The organism is Coriobacteriia bacterium, assembly GCA_014859305.1.
In the GTDB taxonomy this organism is placed as follows: Bacteria; Actinomycetota; Coriobacteriia; order Anaerosomatales; family Kmv31; genus Kmv31.
Genome location: JACUUM010000005.1, coordinates 46,432 through 61,474 on the forward strand (window position 1 = coordinate 46,432; position 15,043 = coordinate 61,474).

The 15,043-nt window shown below is 69.9% G+C and carries 17 protein-coding genes and 2 rRNA genes; 5 read left to right on the forward strand and 14 right to left on the reverse strand.

What is annotated here, in order from left to right; genetic code table 11:
* Positions 1 to 282: 282 nt before the first annotated feature.
* The 4 genes from IBX62_01835 to IBX62_01850 all read right to left on the reverse strand — a co-directional run bounded on the left by IBX62_01835 (position 283) and on the right by IBX62_01850 (position 3,941).
* Complete coding sequence (locus tag IBX62_01835; protein ID MBE0475827.1) at positions 283 to 1,344, reverse strand: DUF3048 domain-containing protein; 1,062 nt, start codon at positions 1,342 to 1,344, stop codon at positions 283 to 285.
* Positions 1,345 to 1,622: 278 nt separating this feature from the next.
* On the reverse strand, positions 1,623 to 2,438 hold the full coding sequence (locus IBX62_01840) for a prolipoprotein diacylglyceryl transferase (GenBank protein ID MBE0475828.1): 816 nt from the start codon (positions 2,436 to 2,438) through the stop codon (positions 1,623 to 1,625).
* 33 nt (positions 2,439 to 2,471) lie between these two features.
* The gene (locus tag IBX62_01845) at positions 2,472 to 3,356 is read right to left on the reverse strand and encodes a M48 family metallopeptidase (protein ID MBE0475829.1); all 885 of its coding nucleotides are present in this window, start codon (positions 3,354 to 3,356) and stop codon (positions 2,472 to 2,474) included.
* Between the two features lie 9 nt (positions 3,357 to 3,365).
* Entirely contained in the window at positions 3,366 to 3,941 is a 576-nt protein-coding gene (locus IBX62_01850; protein MBE0475830.1) for a LemA family protein, read from the reverse strand.
* A 97-nt stretch (positions 3,942 to 4,038) separates the two neighbouring features.
* On the opposite strand from IBX62_01850, the gene IBX62_01855 reads away from it, so the two are divergent.
* Positions 4,039 to 4,728: a rhomboid family intramembrane serine protease gene (locus IBX62_01855; GenBank protein MBE0475831.1), complete on the forward strand. Its 690-nt coding sequence runs from the start codon at positions 4,039 to 4,041 to the stop codon at positions 4,726 to 4,728.
* Between the two features lie 34 nt (positions 4,729 to 4,762).
* On the opposite strand, the gene IBX62_01860 is transcribed toward IBX62_01855, so the two are convergent.
* A complete protein-coding gene (locus IBX62_01860) occupies positions 4,763 to 5,125 on the reverse strand; it encodes a hypothetical protein (GenBank protein ID MBE0475832.1) in 363 nt (120 codons plus the stop codon).
* A 203-nt stretch (positions 5,126 to 5,328) separates the two neighbouring features.
* Between IBX62_01860 and IBX62_01865 the strand changes: the two genes are divergently transcribed.
* The 3 genes from IBX62_01865 (at position 5,329) to IBX62_01875 (ending at position 7,762) form a co-directional block, all read left to right on the forward strand.
* Positions 5,329 to 5,973 (forward strand): AzlC family ABC transporter permease, encoded by a 645-nt coding sequence (locus tag IBX62_01865; GenBank protein MBE0475833.1) that lies wholly within the window; start codon positions 5,329 to 5,331, stop codon positions 5,971 to 5,973.
* On the forward strand, positions 5,970 to 6,296 hold the full coding sequence (locus IBX62_01870) for an AzlD domain-containing protein (protein ID MBE0475834.1): 327 nt from the start codon (positions 5,970 to 5,972) through the stop codon (positions 6,294 to 6,296). The genes IBX62_01865 and IBX62_01870 overlap by 4 nt, the downstream gene beginning before the upstream one ends.
* Before the next feature lie 140 nt (positions 6,297 to 6,436).
* Positions 6,437 to 7,762: a DUF1015 domain-containing protein gene (locus IBX62_01875; protein ID MBE0475835.1), complete on the forward strand. Its 1,326-nt coding sequence runs from the start codon at positions 6,437 to 6,439 to the stop codon at positions 7,760 to 7,762.
* Here the strand turns inward: IBX62_01875 and IBX62_01880 are convergent.
* The 4 genes from IBX62_01880 to IBX62_01895 all read right to left on the reverse strand — a co-directional run bounded on the left by IBX62_01880 (position 7,759) and on the right by IBX62_01895 (position 9,664).
* Positions 7,759 to 8,511 carry a hypothetical protein gene (locus IBX62_01880; protein MBE0475836.1) on the reverse strand — a complete coding sequence of 251 codons (753 nt, stop codon included), beginning with the start codon at positions 8,509 to 8,511 and terminating at the stop codon, positions 7,759 to 7,761. The genes IBX62_01875 and IBX62_01880 overlap by 4 nt on opposite strands.
* A 124-nt stretch (positions 8,512 to 8,635) precedes the next feature.
* Positions 8,636 to 8,860, reverse strand: a complete 225-nt coding sequence (locus IBX62_01885) for a hypothetical protein (protein MBE0475837.1) — start codon at positions 8,858 to 8,860, stop codon at positions 8,636 to 8,638.
* Between the two features lie 29 nt (positions 8,861 to 8,889).
* Positions 8,890 to 9,132, reverse strand: a complete 243-nt coding sequence (locus IBX62_01890; GenBank protein MBE0475838.1) for a hypothetical protein — start codon at positions 9,130 to 9,132, stop codon at positions 8,890 to 8,892.
* 82 nt (positions 9,133 to 9,214) lie between these two features.
* A complete protein-coding gene (locus IBX62_01895; GenBank protein ID MBE0475839.1) occupies positions 9,215 to 9,664 on the reverse strand; it encodes a YggT family protein in 450 nt (149 codons plus the stop codon).
* Between the two features lie 196 nt (positions 9,665 to 9,860).
* Here IBX62_01895 and IBX62_01900 point away from each other — a divergent pair, with 196 nt between their 5' ends.
* Positions 9,861 to 10,934, forward strand: a complete 1,074-nt coding sequence (locus IBX62_01900) for an NAD(P)/FAD-dependent oxidoreductase (GenBank protein ID MBE0475840.1) — start codon at positions 9,861 to 9,863, stop codon at positions 10,932 to 10,934.
* A gap of 46 nt (positions 10,935 to 10,980) precedes the next feature.
* Here IBX62_01900 and IBX62_01905 read toward each other — a convergent pair whose 3' ends face one another.
* From IBX62_01905 to IBX62_01925, 5 genes are all read right to left on the reverse strand, one after another.
* Positions 10,981 to 11,544, reverse strand: coding sequence for a dCTP deaminase (locus tag IBX62_01905; GenBank protein MBE0475841.1), 564 nt, complete (start codon positions 11,542 to 11,544; stop codon positions 10,981 to 10,983).
* An 18-nt stretch (positions 11,545 to 11,562) separates the two neighbouring features.
* On the reverse strand, positions 11,563 to 13,839 hold the full coding sequence (locus IBX62_01910) for a vitamin B12-dependent ribonucleotide reductase (GenBank protein ID MBE0475842.1): 2,277 nt from the start codon (positions 13,837 to 13,839) through the stop codon (positions 11,563 to 11,565).
* A gap of 269 nt (positions 13,840 to 14,108) precedes the next feature.
* Positions 14,109 to 14,330: a NifU family protein gene (locus IBX62_01915; GenBank protein MBE0475843.1), complete on the reverse strand. Its 222-nt coding sequence runs from the start codon at positions 14,328 to 14,330 to the stop codon at positions 14,109 to 14,111.
* A 235-nt stretch (positions 14,331 to 14,565) separates the two neighbouring features.
* A 5S ribosomal RNA gene (rrf, locus tag IBX62_01920) occupies positions 14,566 to 14,680 on the reverse strand.
* 106 nt (positions 14,681 to 14,786) lie between these two features.
* A 23S ribosomal RNA gene (locus tag IBX62_01925) occupies positions 14,787 to 15,043 on the reverse strand; the annotation flags it as partial.

Here is a 15,043-nt window from a genome sequence, read left to right on the forward strand (position 1 = left end):
TGGCCTGCTCTGCGTCGACGACGTCCATTATCACGCCGCCCTTGAGCATCTCGGCGAGCCCCGTCTTCACACGAGGGGTGCCGGTGGCTTTGGCGTTCTCAGACACGGTATCAGGGCTCCTTCGAGGGACCGGAGGGACGACCCGCCGGCGTCCGGGTCAGACGGGCCTTGTGACCATGCGATTCTACCTGGCGCGCCCCCGTGCGTACAAGGAAAGCGCACTCCCCGGGGGAACATCGTCCCCCGTCGCGACCGCCCGTTCGGTTCCGCGACGGGGGCGCGCTAGTCGAACGCGATGTTGACCGAGGTCGGGACGACCTGGAACCAGGTGTTGCCGGGTCGCAGCGTGATCAGGGTCCCGTCGGTTGCGCGGAAGGCCGGAGGGGCGTCCTCCTTCGCCTCCCACGTCCCGTCCATACGGACCCCGTCACGGAAGACCGCCGCGCGGTTCTTGCCCACCAGCTCCATGTCCAGCGTCGGCGACCCCGTGGAGTCGCGGAGCCTCAGCTTCTTGGTCTTGGCCCACAGCACCACCACGTTCGTCGCGGTGATCTGCTTGCCGCTGCCGGCATCGGTGTGCGCCTTCCCGTTGTTGACCCGGGCGTAGGCGCTCGACGGCGCGTCGTAGGTCCACTCGACGCGGTTCGCGGGAGAGAATGGGATGACGATGCGCGAGGCCGCTGCGCTCGTCTCCACGCTGGGTGAGAAGGTCAGCCCTCTCACCTCGGTCTTCTCGGCGAACTTGCGCTTGGCCACCGCCTGCTCGCGGAGCTTCGCTATGTCCAGGAAGAGGTTGTGGGGCGCCCGGCGGCCCGCTCCCCGGTAGTAACCGACCGGGTTGACACCGAACTCCATCTCGTCGATGCCCGAGGACTTGATCCGTCTCAGGACGTCCCCGTTCGCGCCCGAGTAGGCGAAGACCGCCTTGTACTGCGGCACGATCTGCAGGTCCGGCATCCGGGCGCTGCGGACGGGGGCGACCGCCTCCGGTATGCGCGAGTGGAACATCGCGTTGAAGCGCGAGATCCCGCCCTCGGACAGCATCTCGTAGACCACGTCGGCATCCCGCAGGCCGAGCTGCGGGCGCGCCTCCGCCGAGTTCTCGATCTTCACCGAGACCACGCGCGAGCGCACGGACACCACGTCGGGCGCGTCCAGGCCCGTCAGCGGCCACCGCGGGGGCTCGGCCGGCTTGTCGAGCACGCGCTCGGCATCGGCCCACGGCCACTTCGACGTGACCTCGGGCTCCTTCTTCCTCCACGCGGGGACGATCGCGACCGCGAGTGCGACGACGAGCGGGACACCGACGAGGAGTGCCGTCTTCGCCGGCCGGGGGAGCGTCATCGAGGGCTTCTCCTTCGAGAGGTACCGCCGGAAGGATACGGTCTGCCGAAGACGCGGGTCAAACGACGCCTCGTTGCGCCGCCCGCCCCCCGGGCGCTACAGTCATCCCGTATCCTGCCGATAAGGACCGCAGATGGCGTGCCAACTCCTCCACATCGTCGAGCAGCCGGATCCGGCGGCATATTCGGACCCCGACCTGAAGGATCTCGTCGGGGCGTTCCCTCGCTTCTTCTGCGCGCACTGCGACCCGCTCGAGTCGCTCGCGCCGAGCGAGGCCGTCAGGTGCCTCGACCGCCGTGAGCCGTGCTGGAAGGCCCCTGGCTCGATCCGCGCCTGACCCATACCAGCAGCGCCACGCCTGCGAGCAGCATCGGGACGCTCAGGATCTGACCGGTCGTGAACGGGCCGAGGACGAGCCCCAGGTGCGGATCGGGCTCCCGCACGAACTCCACCGCGAACCGGAAGGCGCCGTACATCACGAGCAGCCACCCGAGCAGCGTCCCGCGCGGGCGCTCACGCCGCGAGAGGCTCCACAACACGACGAAGATGACCGCCCCTTCCAGCAGCGCCTCGTACAGTTGGCTGGGGTGGCGCGGTCGCGGCCCCGCTCCGGGGAAGACGACCGCCCATGGCAGGTCCGTCGGCCGTCCCCACAGCTCCGCGTTCACGAAGTTCGCGATCCTGCCCAGGAAGAAGCCCACGGGCGCCCCGACCGCGGCGGCATCGGCCATCCGCAGGAACGGCACCTTCAGCCGTCTCGCCACGAGCAGTCCGGCGGCGACGATGCCGACGAGCCCGCCGTGGAACGACATCCCTCCGTCCCACACCTCCAGGACCGAGAGCGGATCGCGCCAGTACTGCCCCCCGCCGTAGACGACCACGTAGCCCAGGCGCGCGCCGATCAGCACGCCGGCGATCGAGAACACGACGACCTCCATGACGTCGTCGTCGCTCAGGCCTACGTTCCAGCGCCGTACGAGGTGCCGGAAGAGCAAGCCGGCGATCGCGAACGCCGCCACGTAAGCCAGTCCGTACCAGTGCAGGCTCAAGGGGCCGATCCTGACCGCGACGGGGTCGATGTCCGGGAAGGGCAGCGCGGCGACGGCGTGCAGCGCGGCGGCGGCCACCTACATCGCCTCCAGACGCCGGATGCGCTCCTCGATGGGAGGGTGCGTCTCGAACATCGCGTTCACGCGGCCGCCGTAGTCGCGGAGAGGGTTGGCGATCCACAGCGGAGCCGTGGCCTTGTTGGCCACCCGGAGCCGGTTGGGGTCCTCGGCGATCTTGCGCAGCGCGCCCGCCAGCCCGGGGGGGTACCGGGTGAGCAGGGCGCCGTCGGCGTCGGCCAGGAACTCGCGTCTCCGCGATATGGCCGAGTGGATGGCGAGCGCCGCCAGAGGGGCGAGGATCGCCGAGACGAGGCCGAGGACGAGGAAGGCGATGCCCGCGCCCGACTCGCCGCGCCTGCGTCCGCGGCCGCCCCACCACATCCAGCGGCGCATCCAGTCCGCCATCAGGACGACGGTCCCCGCCAGCACCGCGGTGAGCGTCTGCAGCCGGACGTCGTAGTTGCGCACGTGGGCGAGTTCGTGAGCGACCACGCCCTCGAGCTCCAGCCGGTCGAGCTTCTCGACCAGCCCCGTCGTGACCGCTATCGCAGCGTGCTCCGGATCCCTGCCCGTGGCGAAGGCGTTCGGCGCGGGGTCCTCGACCACGTAGGCGGCGGGCTTGGGGACGCCCGCCGCGATCGCCAGACCCTCCACCGTGTTCACGAGGTACTGGTCGGCACGAGGGTCGGCGGGGCGAGCACGGCTCATCGAGAGCACGATGCGGTCGGAATACCGGTAGGAGCCCCATGCCATGGCCGCGGCGACCCCCGACGCGAGCAGCGGCGCCACGTACCCGTACCCCGTCAGCTCGCCGAAGACCCAGCCCAGGAGCACGATGAGCGCCACGAAGACACCGATCAGCAGCGCGCTTCGACGCTTGTTGGATGCTATCTGATCGTACACGCCTACCGACTAGAACGAGACCTGCGGGGCCTCTCGGGCCGCCACCTCGATCTCGAAGTATTCCCTCGGCGAGAACCCCATCGGCCCCGCGACCATGTTCGCCGGGAAGCTCTGCATCGCCGTGTTCAACGTCATGACGGAGTCGTTGTAGAACTGACGGGCGTAGGCGATCTTGCTCTCGGTGCCGGAGAGCTCCTCCTGCAGGTGCAGGAAGTTCTGGTTCGCTTTGAGGTCCGGGTAGGCCTCCGCGACGGCGAACAGGCTGCGCAAGGTGCTCGTCAGCATGTTCTCGGCCTGGCCCTGTTCCGCCACCGACTTCGCGTCGATGGCCATCTGCCGCGCCTGGACGACCTTCTCGAGCGTCTCGCGTTCGTGCGCGGCGTAGCCCTTGACGGTCTCGACCAGGTTGGGGATCAGGTCGTAGCGGCGCTTGAGCTGGACGTCTATCTGCGACCACGCGTTGTCCACGCGGTTCCTCAGCGTGACGAGCCGGTTGTACAGCGCGATGAGGAACACCGCGATCGCCACCACGACGAGCGCGATACCGCTGCACACGAAGAGCCCTACCCCACCGAGGACGCTCATTCCGGCCTCCCTGCCTCCGCGCCCCGCCAGGGACGGGGGCCCAGCTCGGGTACACTCACAACGCTACATGCGATGTTAGCAAAAGGAGGAGGGGCGGATGATCCCGCTGCGCGACGAGAACCCGACCCGCCGGTTCCCATGGGTCACCGTGGCGCTCATCGCGGCGAACGTCGCGATGTTCGCCTATCAGGTCTCGCTGGGGCCGGGGATCGTCGAGTTCGTCACGCGCTGGGCGTTCGTGCCCGCCCGGTTCTTCGGCGCACCCTGGGACCCGCGGCAGTGGCTGACCGTGTTCGCCGCCATGTTCATGCACGCAGGCCTGCTGCACATCGGGGGGAACATGCTCTACCTCTGGATCTTCGGCAACAACGTCGAGGACCGCCTCGGCCGGCCCCGCTTCATCGGCTTCTACCTGCTCGCTGGCGTGGCTGCCACCCTGGCCCAGGGCCTGGTGGACACCGGCAGCGTCATCCCCAACCTCGGCGCGAGCGGCGCGGTGGCCGGCGTGCTCGGCGGCTACCTGCTCCTCTACCCCGGCGCGGCGGTCCTCACCGTGATACCGATCTTCTTCTTCATCGAGGTGGCGCGCGTGCCGGCGGCCTTCGTGATCGGGTTCTGGTTCGTGCTGCAGCTCGCCAACGGGCTCATCGCCCTGGCGCCCGGCACGGCCCAGGTCGGAGGTGTCGCGTGGTTCGCCCACCTGGGAGGGTTCGCCGCCGGGGCGCTGATGATGCTGCCTGTGTGGCTCTCGCAGAGGCGACGGACGGGATTCCGGGCATACGGGTGAGCGGCGGGGGGGACGCAGGGACGCCGTGGGCCGGTCAGCCGTCGATCTCGTGCAGCATGTCCTGCACGCAGTTGACCCGCGAGAGCTGACGCCGGAAGTACTCGCAGTACGCGCGCACCCTCGGGTCGTCCTCGCCCTCGAGCGCTGCGACCTCGGGGGTGCCTTCCGAGACGGGCACGGCGACCGAGGCCGCCAGCGCCTCGGCATCGTCCTCGGCGGATTCTATGGCAGCCATCAGCAGGTTCGGGACGCGGAGGGTGAGCGGGATCGACGCCCCGCAGAGGGGGCAGCAGAACACGATCTCGACGCGGTCGGCGTCGCGGAGCACGACGCGGGAGACGTCCTCGAGAGAGACCTCTACTTGCCCGTCGTGGGGACAGTTGACCGTGAACTCCATCGCCAGCCTCCGGTGCGTCGATCGCGTGCTTTCCGGAGCCGCCGGCTTCCCGGATGCGAGCTGGAAGCCCTTGTCTGATTGTATCGGCTCCCCATACCCACTCGTCCAGTCCCCTCATGTTAGGATTCGTCGGGTCAGTCCGGCGGGCACGCGATGGCTTGGAGAGGATGCAAACGCCGTACCGAGAGAGCTTCCTTCGAGGCATGCGCCTCGGATCCCCCATCTTCCTCGGCTACTTCCCGGTGGGCGCGGCCTTCGGCGTTCTGGCGACGACCATCGGCTTCACGGCGGGCCAGGCGGTGGCATGCAGCGCCACGGCGCTGGCCGGAGCCGGCCAGTTCGTCGCGCTCGAACTGCTGCGGGGGGGAGCGGGAGCGGTCGCGGTGGTCGCCGCCACGACCGTCGTGAACCTCCGCTACGTGCTGTTCGGGGCGACGTTGTCGCCCTACCTCGCGGGCGCGTCGGCGCCCCTGCAGTCCTCCCTCGCCTTCACGCTCACCGACGAGACGTTCGCCGTCAACGTCACCGACGCCCGCCGGGGGCTCGCCACCAGCGCCTCGATGCTCGGCGTGGGCGTGGTCGCCTGGACCGGATGGGTGAGCGGTACGGCACTGGGCGCGGTGACCGCGGCTTCTCTGGGCGACGCCGGCGCCTGGGGGGTCCAGTTCGCGATGCCGGCGATGTTCACGGCGCTGCTGGTCGCGCAGGTCGAGTCCCGGCGTCACCTGTGGGTCGCGGCGCTGGCCGCCGCCGTCGCGCTCACCGCCTCCGCCGCCTTGCCGGGGGCGTGGTACATCCTGCTGGCCACCGCGCTCGCCGCTACGGCGGGGGCGGTGACGTCCCGATGAGCGAGCGCGTCGCCTGGGCCGTGATCGTCGGGATGGCCCTGGCGAACTTCGGCGTGCGGTTCCTGCCCATCGCCGTCGTCTCCCGGCTCCGGCTGCCGGAGCCGGTCCACAGGTGGCTCTCGTTCGTGCCTGTCTCGGTGATGGCCTCGCTGGTCGCGGTCGCGGTGCTTCGTCCCGAGGGCGGATGGGCCCTCTCGCCCGCGAACCCCTACGTGCTCGCCGCCGTGCCCACCGCGGCGGTCTACGCGCGGACCCGCAGCTTCCTCGGGGCGACGCTGGCAGGTGTCGTGCTGTTCGTCATCGCGCGCGCCGCGCTCGCGTGAGGATCCGGTGGCCCCCGGGGCGGCCGCGCGGACGGTGGGCGCCGCTGCCCCGGGCTCTCCTAGGGGAGGCTGTGGCCCCCGCCCCTCGCGTCGGCTAGACTGGACGCTCGTACCGCCAGCCGAACGAGGAGAGACCGCCCGTGGCCGACGTCCGCCCCTTCCGCGCCGTCACCTACGCCCGCACCGGGGACGTCACGCCGCTGACCGCGCCGCCGTACGACGTGATCACGCCGGCACTGCGCGAGGAGCTCCTCTCGCGCGACCCGCGCAACGTCGTCGCCCTCGAACTCCCCGAAGGACCGCTCGATCCCGAGGCGCCCGGTAACCGCTACGCGAGAGGTGCGGCCCGGTGGCGCGAGTGGCTGGAGGGCGGAGTGCTGGCCGAGGACGCCTCACCGGCGGTCTACGTTCTCGAGCAACGCTTCGACCGCGACGGGCACGAGGTCCGGCGTCGCGGTCTCGTGGCGGCGGTCGCGCTGGAACCGTTCGAGGCCGGAGTGATCCTGCCCCACGAGCGCACGCTCCCCAAGGCGCTGTCGGACCGTCTCGAGCTCCTGCGAGCGACGCGCGCGAACCTCAGCTCCGTCTTCGGCCTCTACCACGACCCCGCCGGCGTCATGGACGCGGTCATCGACGCGGCGCAGAACGGCGAGACGCTGCTCACCGCCACCGACGAGGACGGCGTCACGAGCCGCGCCTGGGCCATGCGCGAGCCCGAGGACCTCCGAGCGCTCGCCGCCGCATTCGCCGGCGAGCGCGTCTTCATCGCCGACGGCCACCACCGCTACACCGTGGCGCTGGCCTACCGCGACGAGCGGCGCGCGGAGCAGCCGCAACGGCCGGGGCCTCGACTTCCTGGCCCCGGCCGCGGGCGAACGGACGAGCCCGACGCTCCACGCTACGACTTCGTGATGATGACGCTGACGAACATGGAGGACCCCGGCCTTGCCGTGCTCCCGACCCATCGGGTGGCCGACGCCGCGGGACGCTTCGACCCGGCGGCGTTCCGGGCCTCTCTCGAGGAGAGCTTCGAGGTCACCGAGGCACCCGAGGACCGGGCCGCCGACGCGCTCCTGACCGCGGAACGACCGGCGTTCCTCCTGAAGGCTCGGGGAGACGAGCGGGTCAGGCTCGCGGTGGCGCGCGAAGGGTGGGCGGACTCGATGACCGGCTCGCGCTCTCACGCCTGGAAGACGCTCGATGTGGCGGTGCTGCAAGAGCTCGTGCTCGACCCGCTCCTCGGGATACACCCGGACCGTCCGGAGACGCTTGATCGCCTGGAGTTCGCGAAGGATGCCGACGAGGCGCTGCAGGCCGCGGCCGTGCACGACGTGGCGTTCCTGCTGCGGCCGATCCCCATGGAGCAGATGCGCCGGGTGGCCCTCGCCGGCGAGACCATGCCGCAGAAGTCGACCTACTTCCACCCGAAGCTCCGTTCGGGCCTGCTCTTCCGGAGGGCGGATTAGCGCTCGCGCCGGCGGGCCCCGACGCCCTCGGGGCGAAGCCATACCCGGCGGGGGCACGCGGCGGCGAGGCGGCACGCCTCGCAGGCCGGCCGGTTCGGCCGGCACCACTGCCGCCCCACCAGCCATGCCGGCAGGTCCATCAGCCCCGGCTCCGCCGGACTCGCGGTGCGCGCGGCCGCCTCGACGTCCTCCGGCGAGTCGCGCTCCACGAGCCCGGAACGCAGGAAGACGCGACGCACGTGGACGTCGTAGGCCACCTGCCCGCACTCGACTCCGGCCAGCGACACACCGAGGCATCGCACCAGCATCTCGGCGCCCATGACCGCCTTCTTGCGCCCGATGCCCTGGAAGGCCTGAAGCCGCTCGACGACGTCCAGCACCCGGGAACCGGGCGTCCAGATGCGCGAGGCGTCGCCGTCGTACTCGTCGAGCACCTTGCGCGCCGCGGCAACGACCCAGCGAGGTAAGGTCTCCTTGAAGCGATGGAGCATCGGCGAGCGCTGGAGCGCCGCGCGAACGGCCTCCGGCTCGTCGGCCATGCGCGCGAGGTCGAGGTGGCCGAGCCGCCGCATCAGCAGCCACGGACCCGCCCAGGCCCTCTCCGCCGGGATCCCTTGCGTGAACAGCAGCCCGATGAGGAACGCCTCAGGCCGCGACTTCACGAGAGCGTCGGCCTCCGGGATGTCGGTGAACGCGCCGCCGACCTGTATGACGCCCGCCGCCGCGAGCTCCTCGCCGAAGCGCCGCAACTCCCCGGCCGCCAGGCTCGCTCCGCCGTCCGACCCCTCGTGGGCGCGACGGTGGACACCGGCGGGCCGCGGGTCCCGGCGAGGCGCGGCGCGAGGAGGCTCTTCATCCGACCTCACGGGCGGCCTAGAGATGGAGGGAGCGTGAACGGATCTTCTCGATCAGTGCCTCACGCTCCTCGGCCGTGAAGGCGTCTCCGACCTGGTCGAGAGCACGAAGCCGCGCATCGGTCTTCAGCGAGGTGCCGATGCGATGCACGCCCCACAGGAAGCACGTGACCGCGGCGCCGCAGAAGACGTCGCGCAGCAGAGCGTAGAGGTCGTCCCAGCCCGAACCGCGGCGCTTCCACACGTGGTCCTCCCCCTTCCAGCTCCGAGCGCCTACCCGGCACGCGGCCCGTACCTCAGGAAGAACGCGCAGAAGACGCACTCCTCGCGGATCGCGGCGCTCCTGTCCACAGCCGGATCGAACACCAGCTCCGGCTCGATGGTCAGTTCGTGGGCGGCACTGTCGCAGTTGGCGAAGGCGCACTTCGCGGGGCATCTGTCGCGCAGCTCGTTCGGATGCGGGCACGCCGACTGCATCTCGTCGTCGCAGCCGCGCCGCTCCCAACATCTCGCCATCGGCCGCCCTTCCGCACGTGAACCGTACGGGGCCGATTCTACTATGCCCGCCCCCTTTGCGCCGAGCAGCGTCTGTGCCCCGTCACACCCCACGCGCCGAGGAGGCCACCAGCATCACCAGCCGGTCGACGGCCCAAGCCGCCACCGCGTAGACCGCCATCGCGAGCAGCGTGCCGGGCTCGAAGGCCGCCCCGTCGGCGGCGAAACCCCTGAAGACCCCGGCGAACGGGAAGACGAGCGGAGCCGTGACACCGTAGACGAAGGCCACGAACGGGGCGGCCGGGTTGGCTGCGAAGAGCCTGAGCAGGAACCTGAAGACGAGCAGTACCTCCACGATGCCGAGCACGTAGTAGACTCCGCGCCGGACGATCACCGTCCATCCCGGGACGACATCACCGTAGACGGGCTCCACGTAGCCGGGCTCCGGGTTCGCGGGCCGGACCTCCGCTTCCGGGGGCTCCCGGGTCCTACCCGGCTCCTCGGAGCGCTCGTCCTGCACGCGCGTCCTGCGCCTGCCCTCTCCCGTTCTCACCGTCACCCTCCTCCTCTCTCGGCGCCTCGCTCCTCCCGCCGCCGGCCGTCCGAGCGTCCGCCGTCGTCAGGAGTCTTTTCCCGCAGGCGCGAGTCACCTCCGACCCCGCAGTGTGGAAGGAACCGAAGGGATCGGGTCGAATGACTCATACGTCCCCGCCGGCACGGGGCGTCGCCCGCGACGGAGAGGTGGACGAATGCGCGATTCCTACGACGCCGTCATCGTCGGCGCCGGACCCGCAGGCGTGATGGCGGCCGTCCAGGCGGCCAAGGCCGGCAGCGTGCTGGTGGTCGATTCCTCCCGTTTCCCTCGCGACAAGAGCTGCGGGGGGATGCTGCACGAAGACAGCCAGACGTTCCTGGAATCCATCGCGCCGATACCCCGGGAGACGGTGCTGCAGCCCGCCCACGTCTGCTTCCGCTACGTGGACTGGGACCGGGGCATCCGCAAGAGCACCGATCTGCGCTTCTTGAACGTCGACCGCCGCGCGTTCGACGTGTGGCTGCTGGGCCTTCTGCCGCAAGGGGTCGACGTCGAGCAGCGCACGACGCTGGAGGGCCTCGAGCAGCACAACGGCCACGTGCGACTGCGCCTCCAGACGCCCGATGGCGGTCGCACCGTCACGTGCACGTCGGTCGTGGGCGCCGACGGGGCACGTTCGAGGACGCGGCGCGCGCTGGGGAACGGCTCGGTCGAGACGTACGTCACCCTCCAGGACTTCGTCCGGTTGGACGGGGAGCTGGAGCCCTACTTCGACTGCATCTACATGCGGGGCATCGGCGACTGCTTCGCGTACTCCTACGTCGTGCCGAAGGGCGAGACGGCGATCGTCGGCTCGGTCTACTACCCGAAGACCCGGCGCCCCCATGAGAAGCAGGACCAGACGCTCGGCATCCTGCGCGAAGCGATGCCGCAGCTCGGCGAGACCGTGCGGCGGGAGGCATGCACGGCGCTGTCCGTGAGGACGCCTGCCGACATCTCTCCCGGCTCCGGGCGAGTCCTCTTGGCCGGCGAGGCCGGCGGCTTCATGTCGCCCACGTCCGGCGAGGGGATCTCGTATGCCCTGCGCACGGGGCTGCTGGCAGGAAGGGCCGTCGCCGAGAGCGCACCCGGCGAGGCGCTGGCCGACTACGCGCGCGCCACCGCGTCCATCTCCGCCGACATCCGCCGGCGCCTCAGATGGCTGCCGGTGATGGAGTCGACGATCGGGAAGTACCTTGCCGGTCTCGTCCCCGCCCCGATCGTCAGCCGGGTGACCCGCGGCCTCTAGACCTGCCCGGCCCGCCGCGGACACCGCCCGCCGCTGCCGGCCGTCGTCATCCGCGTGGCTTGAAGGCCTTGCTGGGCATGGGATCGGTCTGGCCCTGGTACTTGCTCCCCAGGCCGGGAGTACCGTAGGGGCGCTCCACAGGGGTGGTCATCTGCATGAAGGAAACCTGGCCGATGGCGATGCCCGGGGTGAGTACGATGGGCAGGTTCGCCACGTTGGAGAGCTCCAGCGTCAGATGCCCCTCCCACCCCGGATCCACGTACCCGGCCGTGGAGTGGATGAGCAGGCCGAGCCGCCCGAGGGATGACTTCCCCTCCAGCCGCGCGACCACGTCCTCGGGCAGCCCGATCCGCTCCACGGTCGTGCCGAGCGCGAACTCGCCGGGATGCAGGACGAACGGCTCCTCGGCGCTCGCCTCGACCATCTCCATGAGCCCCGCCTGCTCCCGCATCGGGTCGATGTAGGGGTAGCGCGAGTTGCGGAAGACCTGGAACCTCGCCCCGAGGTGCAGGTCCACGCTGGACGGCTGGATGTCCTGCGGGTCGCACGGGTCGATCCGGATGCGGCCGGCCCTCAGCTGCTCCTTGATCGTCCGGTCCGAGAGCACCATCGCGTCACCCGCCGCCCTCTACGCGCACTTGCTGAAGCCGCAAGCCCGGCAGACCATGCACCCCGACTCGTGCTCGACCGCCCCGCCGCACTCCGGGCAGGCGCCGGAGAGGTAGTCGAGGCTGTCCGAGGACTTGCGCACTCCCACGGCCGCCTCACCGGTCTCGCGGAAGTCGATCATGTGCTCGACCACGATGCCGACGGCGTCCGCGCAGGACAGGACCTTCCCGCCCTCCGCCCACGCGGGACTGGGACAGCGGATACCTCGGAGCTGCTTCACGATCGCCCTCGGGTCGATCCCGGCCCGAAGCGCCATCGAGACCATGCGGGAGAGCGCCTCGGACTGCGACGCCGCGCAGCCGCCCGACTTGCCCATGGAGGTGAAGACCTCGCACAGGCCCTCGTCATCCCAGTTGATCGTGACGTAGAGGTTGCCGCAGCCGGTCTGGATCTTCTCGGTCCGCCCGTGTGTGACGTCGGGGCGCGGGCGGGGCTCGATCGGACCGGGGACCCCGGGTCCCGCGGCCCCATCCCTGGACGCCTTGCCGGTGGAGAGGACCTGCCCGGCCTTGGAGCCGTCGCGGTAGATCGTGACGCCCTTGACCCCGAGCTCGTGTGCGAGGTCGTACACCTCGCGCACGTCCTCCGGCGTGGCGTCGCCGGGGAAGTTGACCGTCTTGGATACCGCATTGTCGGTGTGCTTCTGGAAGGCGGCCTGCATCCGCACGTGCCAGACGGGCTCGATGTCGTGAGCGGCGACGAACACCCGCCGCAGGTCCTCGGGCACGTCGTCGACCCCGACCACGGAGCCGTGCTCGGCGATCGCCGCCATGAGCTCACGGCCGTAGAAGCCCCTCTTCACTGCGACGTCCTCGAAGTGCGGGTTCACCTCGACCAGCCGCTCGTCGTCCAGGACGTTCCGCACGTAGCTCACCGCGAAGAGCGGCTCGATGCCCGAGGAGCAGTTGGCGATGATGGACAGCGTGCCGGTAGGGGCGATCGTCGTGACGGTGGCGTTCCGCACGCGCATCCCACCAGGCATGTCGTGCACCGAGCCGGGCAGGTTCGGGAACGGGCCCCTCTCCTCGGCGAGCTTCACGGAGGCGGCCCGTCCCTCCGCAGCGATGAACCCCATCACCTTCTCGCCGAGAGAGACCGCCTCGTCCGAATCGTACGGCACGCCCATCAGTATCAGCATGTCGGCCCAACCCATCACGCCCAGCCCGATCTTGCGGTTGGCGCGCGCCAGGTCGCCGATCCTTTCCAGCGGGTAGTTGTTCACCTCGATGACGTCGTCCAGGAAGCGCACGGCCCGACGCACGACGTCGCCCAGCCGGTCCCAGTCCACGTCGGGCTGACCGTCTCCGTACGTGACGAACCTGCACAGGTTCACGGAGCCGAGGTTGCACGCCTCGTAAGGCAGCAGCGGCTGCTCCCCACACGGATTCGTCGACTCGATCTCGCCCAGGGCAGGCGTCGGGTTGTCCCTGTTGATGCGGTCGATGAAGATGATGCCCGGGTCCCCGGTCGCCCAGGCCATCTCGACGATCAGGTCGTAGACCTCTCGAGCCGGCAGGGTGCCGATGACCGCTCCGTCACGCGGGTTGCGAAGCTCGTACGTGGAGTCGTCGGCGACCGCAGTCATGAACTCCTCCGTGAGCGCCACCGAGATGTTGAAGTTACTGAAGTCGCCGCCGGCCTTGCAGCGGATGAAGGCCAGGATATCGGGATGGTCCACGCGAAGCACGCCCATGTTCGCGCCGCGCCTGGTGCCGCCCTGCTTGACCGCCTCCGTCGCCTGGTTGAAGACGCGCATGAACGAGACCGGGCCCGACGAGACGCCCTGGGTGGAGCGGACCTGATCCCCGCTCGGGCGCAACCGGGAGAATGAGAAGCCCGTCCCTCCGCCCGACTTGTGGATCAACGCGGTGTCGCGCACCGCGTCGAAGATCGACTCCATCGAGTCCTCGACGGGAAGCACGAAACACGCCGAGAGCTGCTGCAGCTCGCGTCCGGCGTTCATGAGCGTGGGCGAGTTCGGCAGGAACTCCAGCGAGGTCATCAGGTCGTAGAAGTCGCCCGCGACCTCCGCGATCTCCTCTTCCGTCGCTCCGAACGCGGCCTCCGCCGAAGCGATGTTCTCCGCGACGCGCACGAACATGTCCGAGGGCGCCTCCACCGGGTTCCCCTCGTCATCCTTGCGCAGGTAACGCCTCTGCAGCACCTTCAGGGAGTTCGGCGACAACGTCTCGTCTATGGCTCTGGAGTATGTCGTCCGGCCAGTGGTGTCGGCCATGAGTCCTCCCCTTCGCATGCTCGGTGCAGGAACGCCTCGCCGGGCGGCCCGCGCCGGGCCTCGCAGGTACCAGGTGCACCAGATATTGCGCCTGCTCAGTGTACCTTACGCCACATGTAGTGCCAATGGCCAGGAGACGAACGGCTGCTCCGGCGAGCCGCGCGGCACCCCTCGGTCCCCCGAAGGGCCGAGAACGCCGACAGGCGCCGAACGCGGCGCCCATCCGAGGCGTACCCGCACCACCAGCCTGCGGGGTCGTGTCCGCCGTCCTACTCGACGGGCTCCACGCGCTGGACCTCCGGGATCCGCTCCTTCAGGACCCGCTCGACCCCGTTGGCCAGCGTCAACTGCGACATCGGGCAGCCGGCGCACGCCCCCACGAGGCGGACCTTCACGACGCCGTCCTCGACGTCGACCAGCTCGACATCCCCGCCGTCGGCCTGCAGCGCCGGCCGGATCGTATCCAGTACCTCCCGAACGCGCTCCTTCATCCGGGACACCTCCCTTTCACCTCCCGCGAGCGCGGGCTTCGCCCCCGCCTGACCATTCCCTGGTGCGCCGCCCGAGCACCGGGCGCCGAGACGGCGAGGCGATTCTACCACAAATCCTGACTAACCTACTCAAGTATCCTCGGAAGGAGGACCGGCGGCCGACGACGGGCCGCGGACCCCCGATCCCGGCACGACCCGGTCGGCGGCCGTGACGCCGAAGAGAGCCGCCGGGTGTGTTCAGCAGTGTCCTACTCTCCCACGGCCTACGCCGCAGTACCATCGGCGCTGGAGGGCTTAACTGCCGGGTTCGGAATGGGACCGGGTGTACCCCCTCCGCCATGACCACTGAACACACCCGGCGGCTCTCGCCGAGCGTCACGTATTCGGTTGTCAGCGCGCCTCGCCGACGCGTCCACACCCTGAGAGCTGCATAGCGCGCAAAAGAGAGATCGAATAGAAAGTCAAGACCTCGGCCTATTAGTACCGCTCGGCTGAACACATTGCTGTGCGTACACCTGCGGCCTATCAACCTCGTAGTCTACGAGGGGCCTTACCCGGTTGACCCGGTGAGAGACCTCATCTTGAGATGGGCTTCCCGCTTAGATGCTTTCAGCGGTTATCCCGACCGAACGTAGCTAACCAGCGGTGCCGCTGGCGCGACAACTGGTACACCAGAGGTTCGTCCATCCCGGTCCTCTCGTACTAGGGACAGC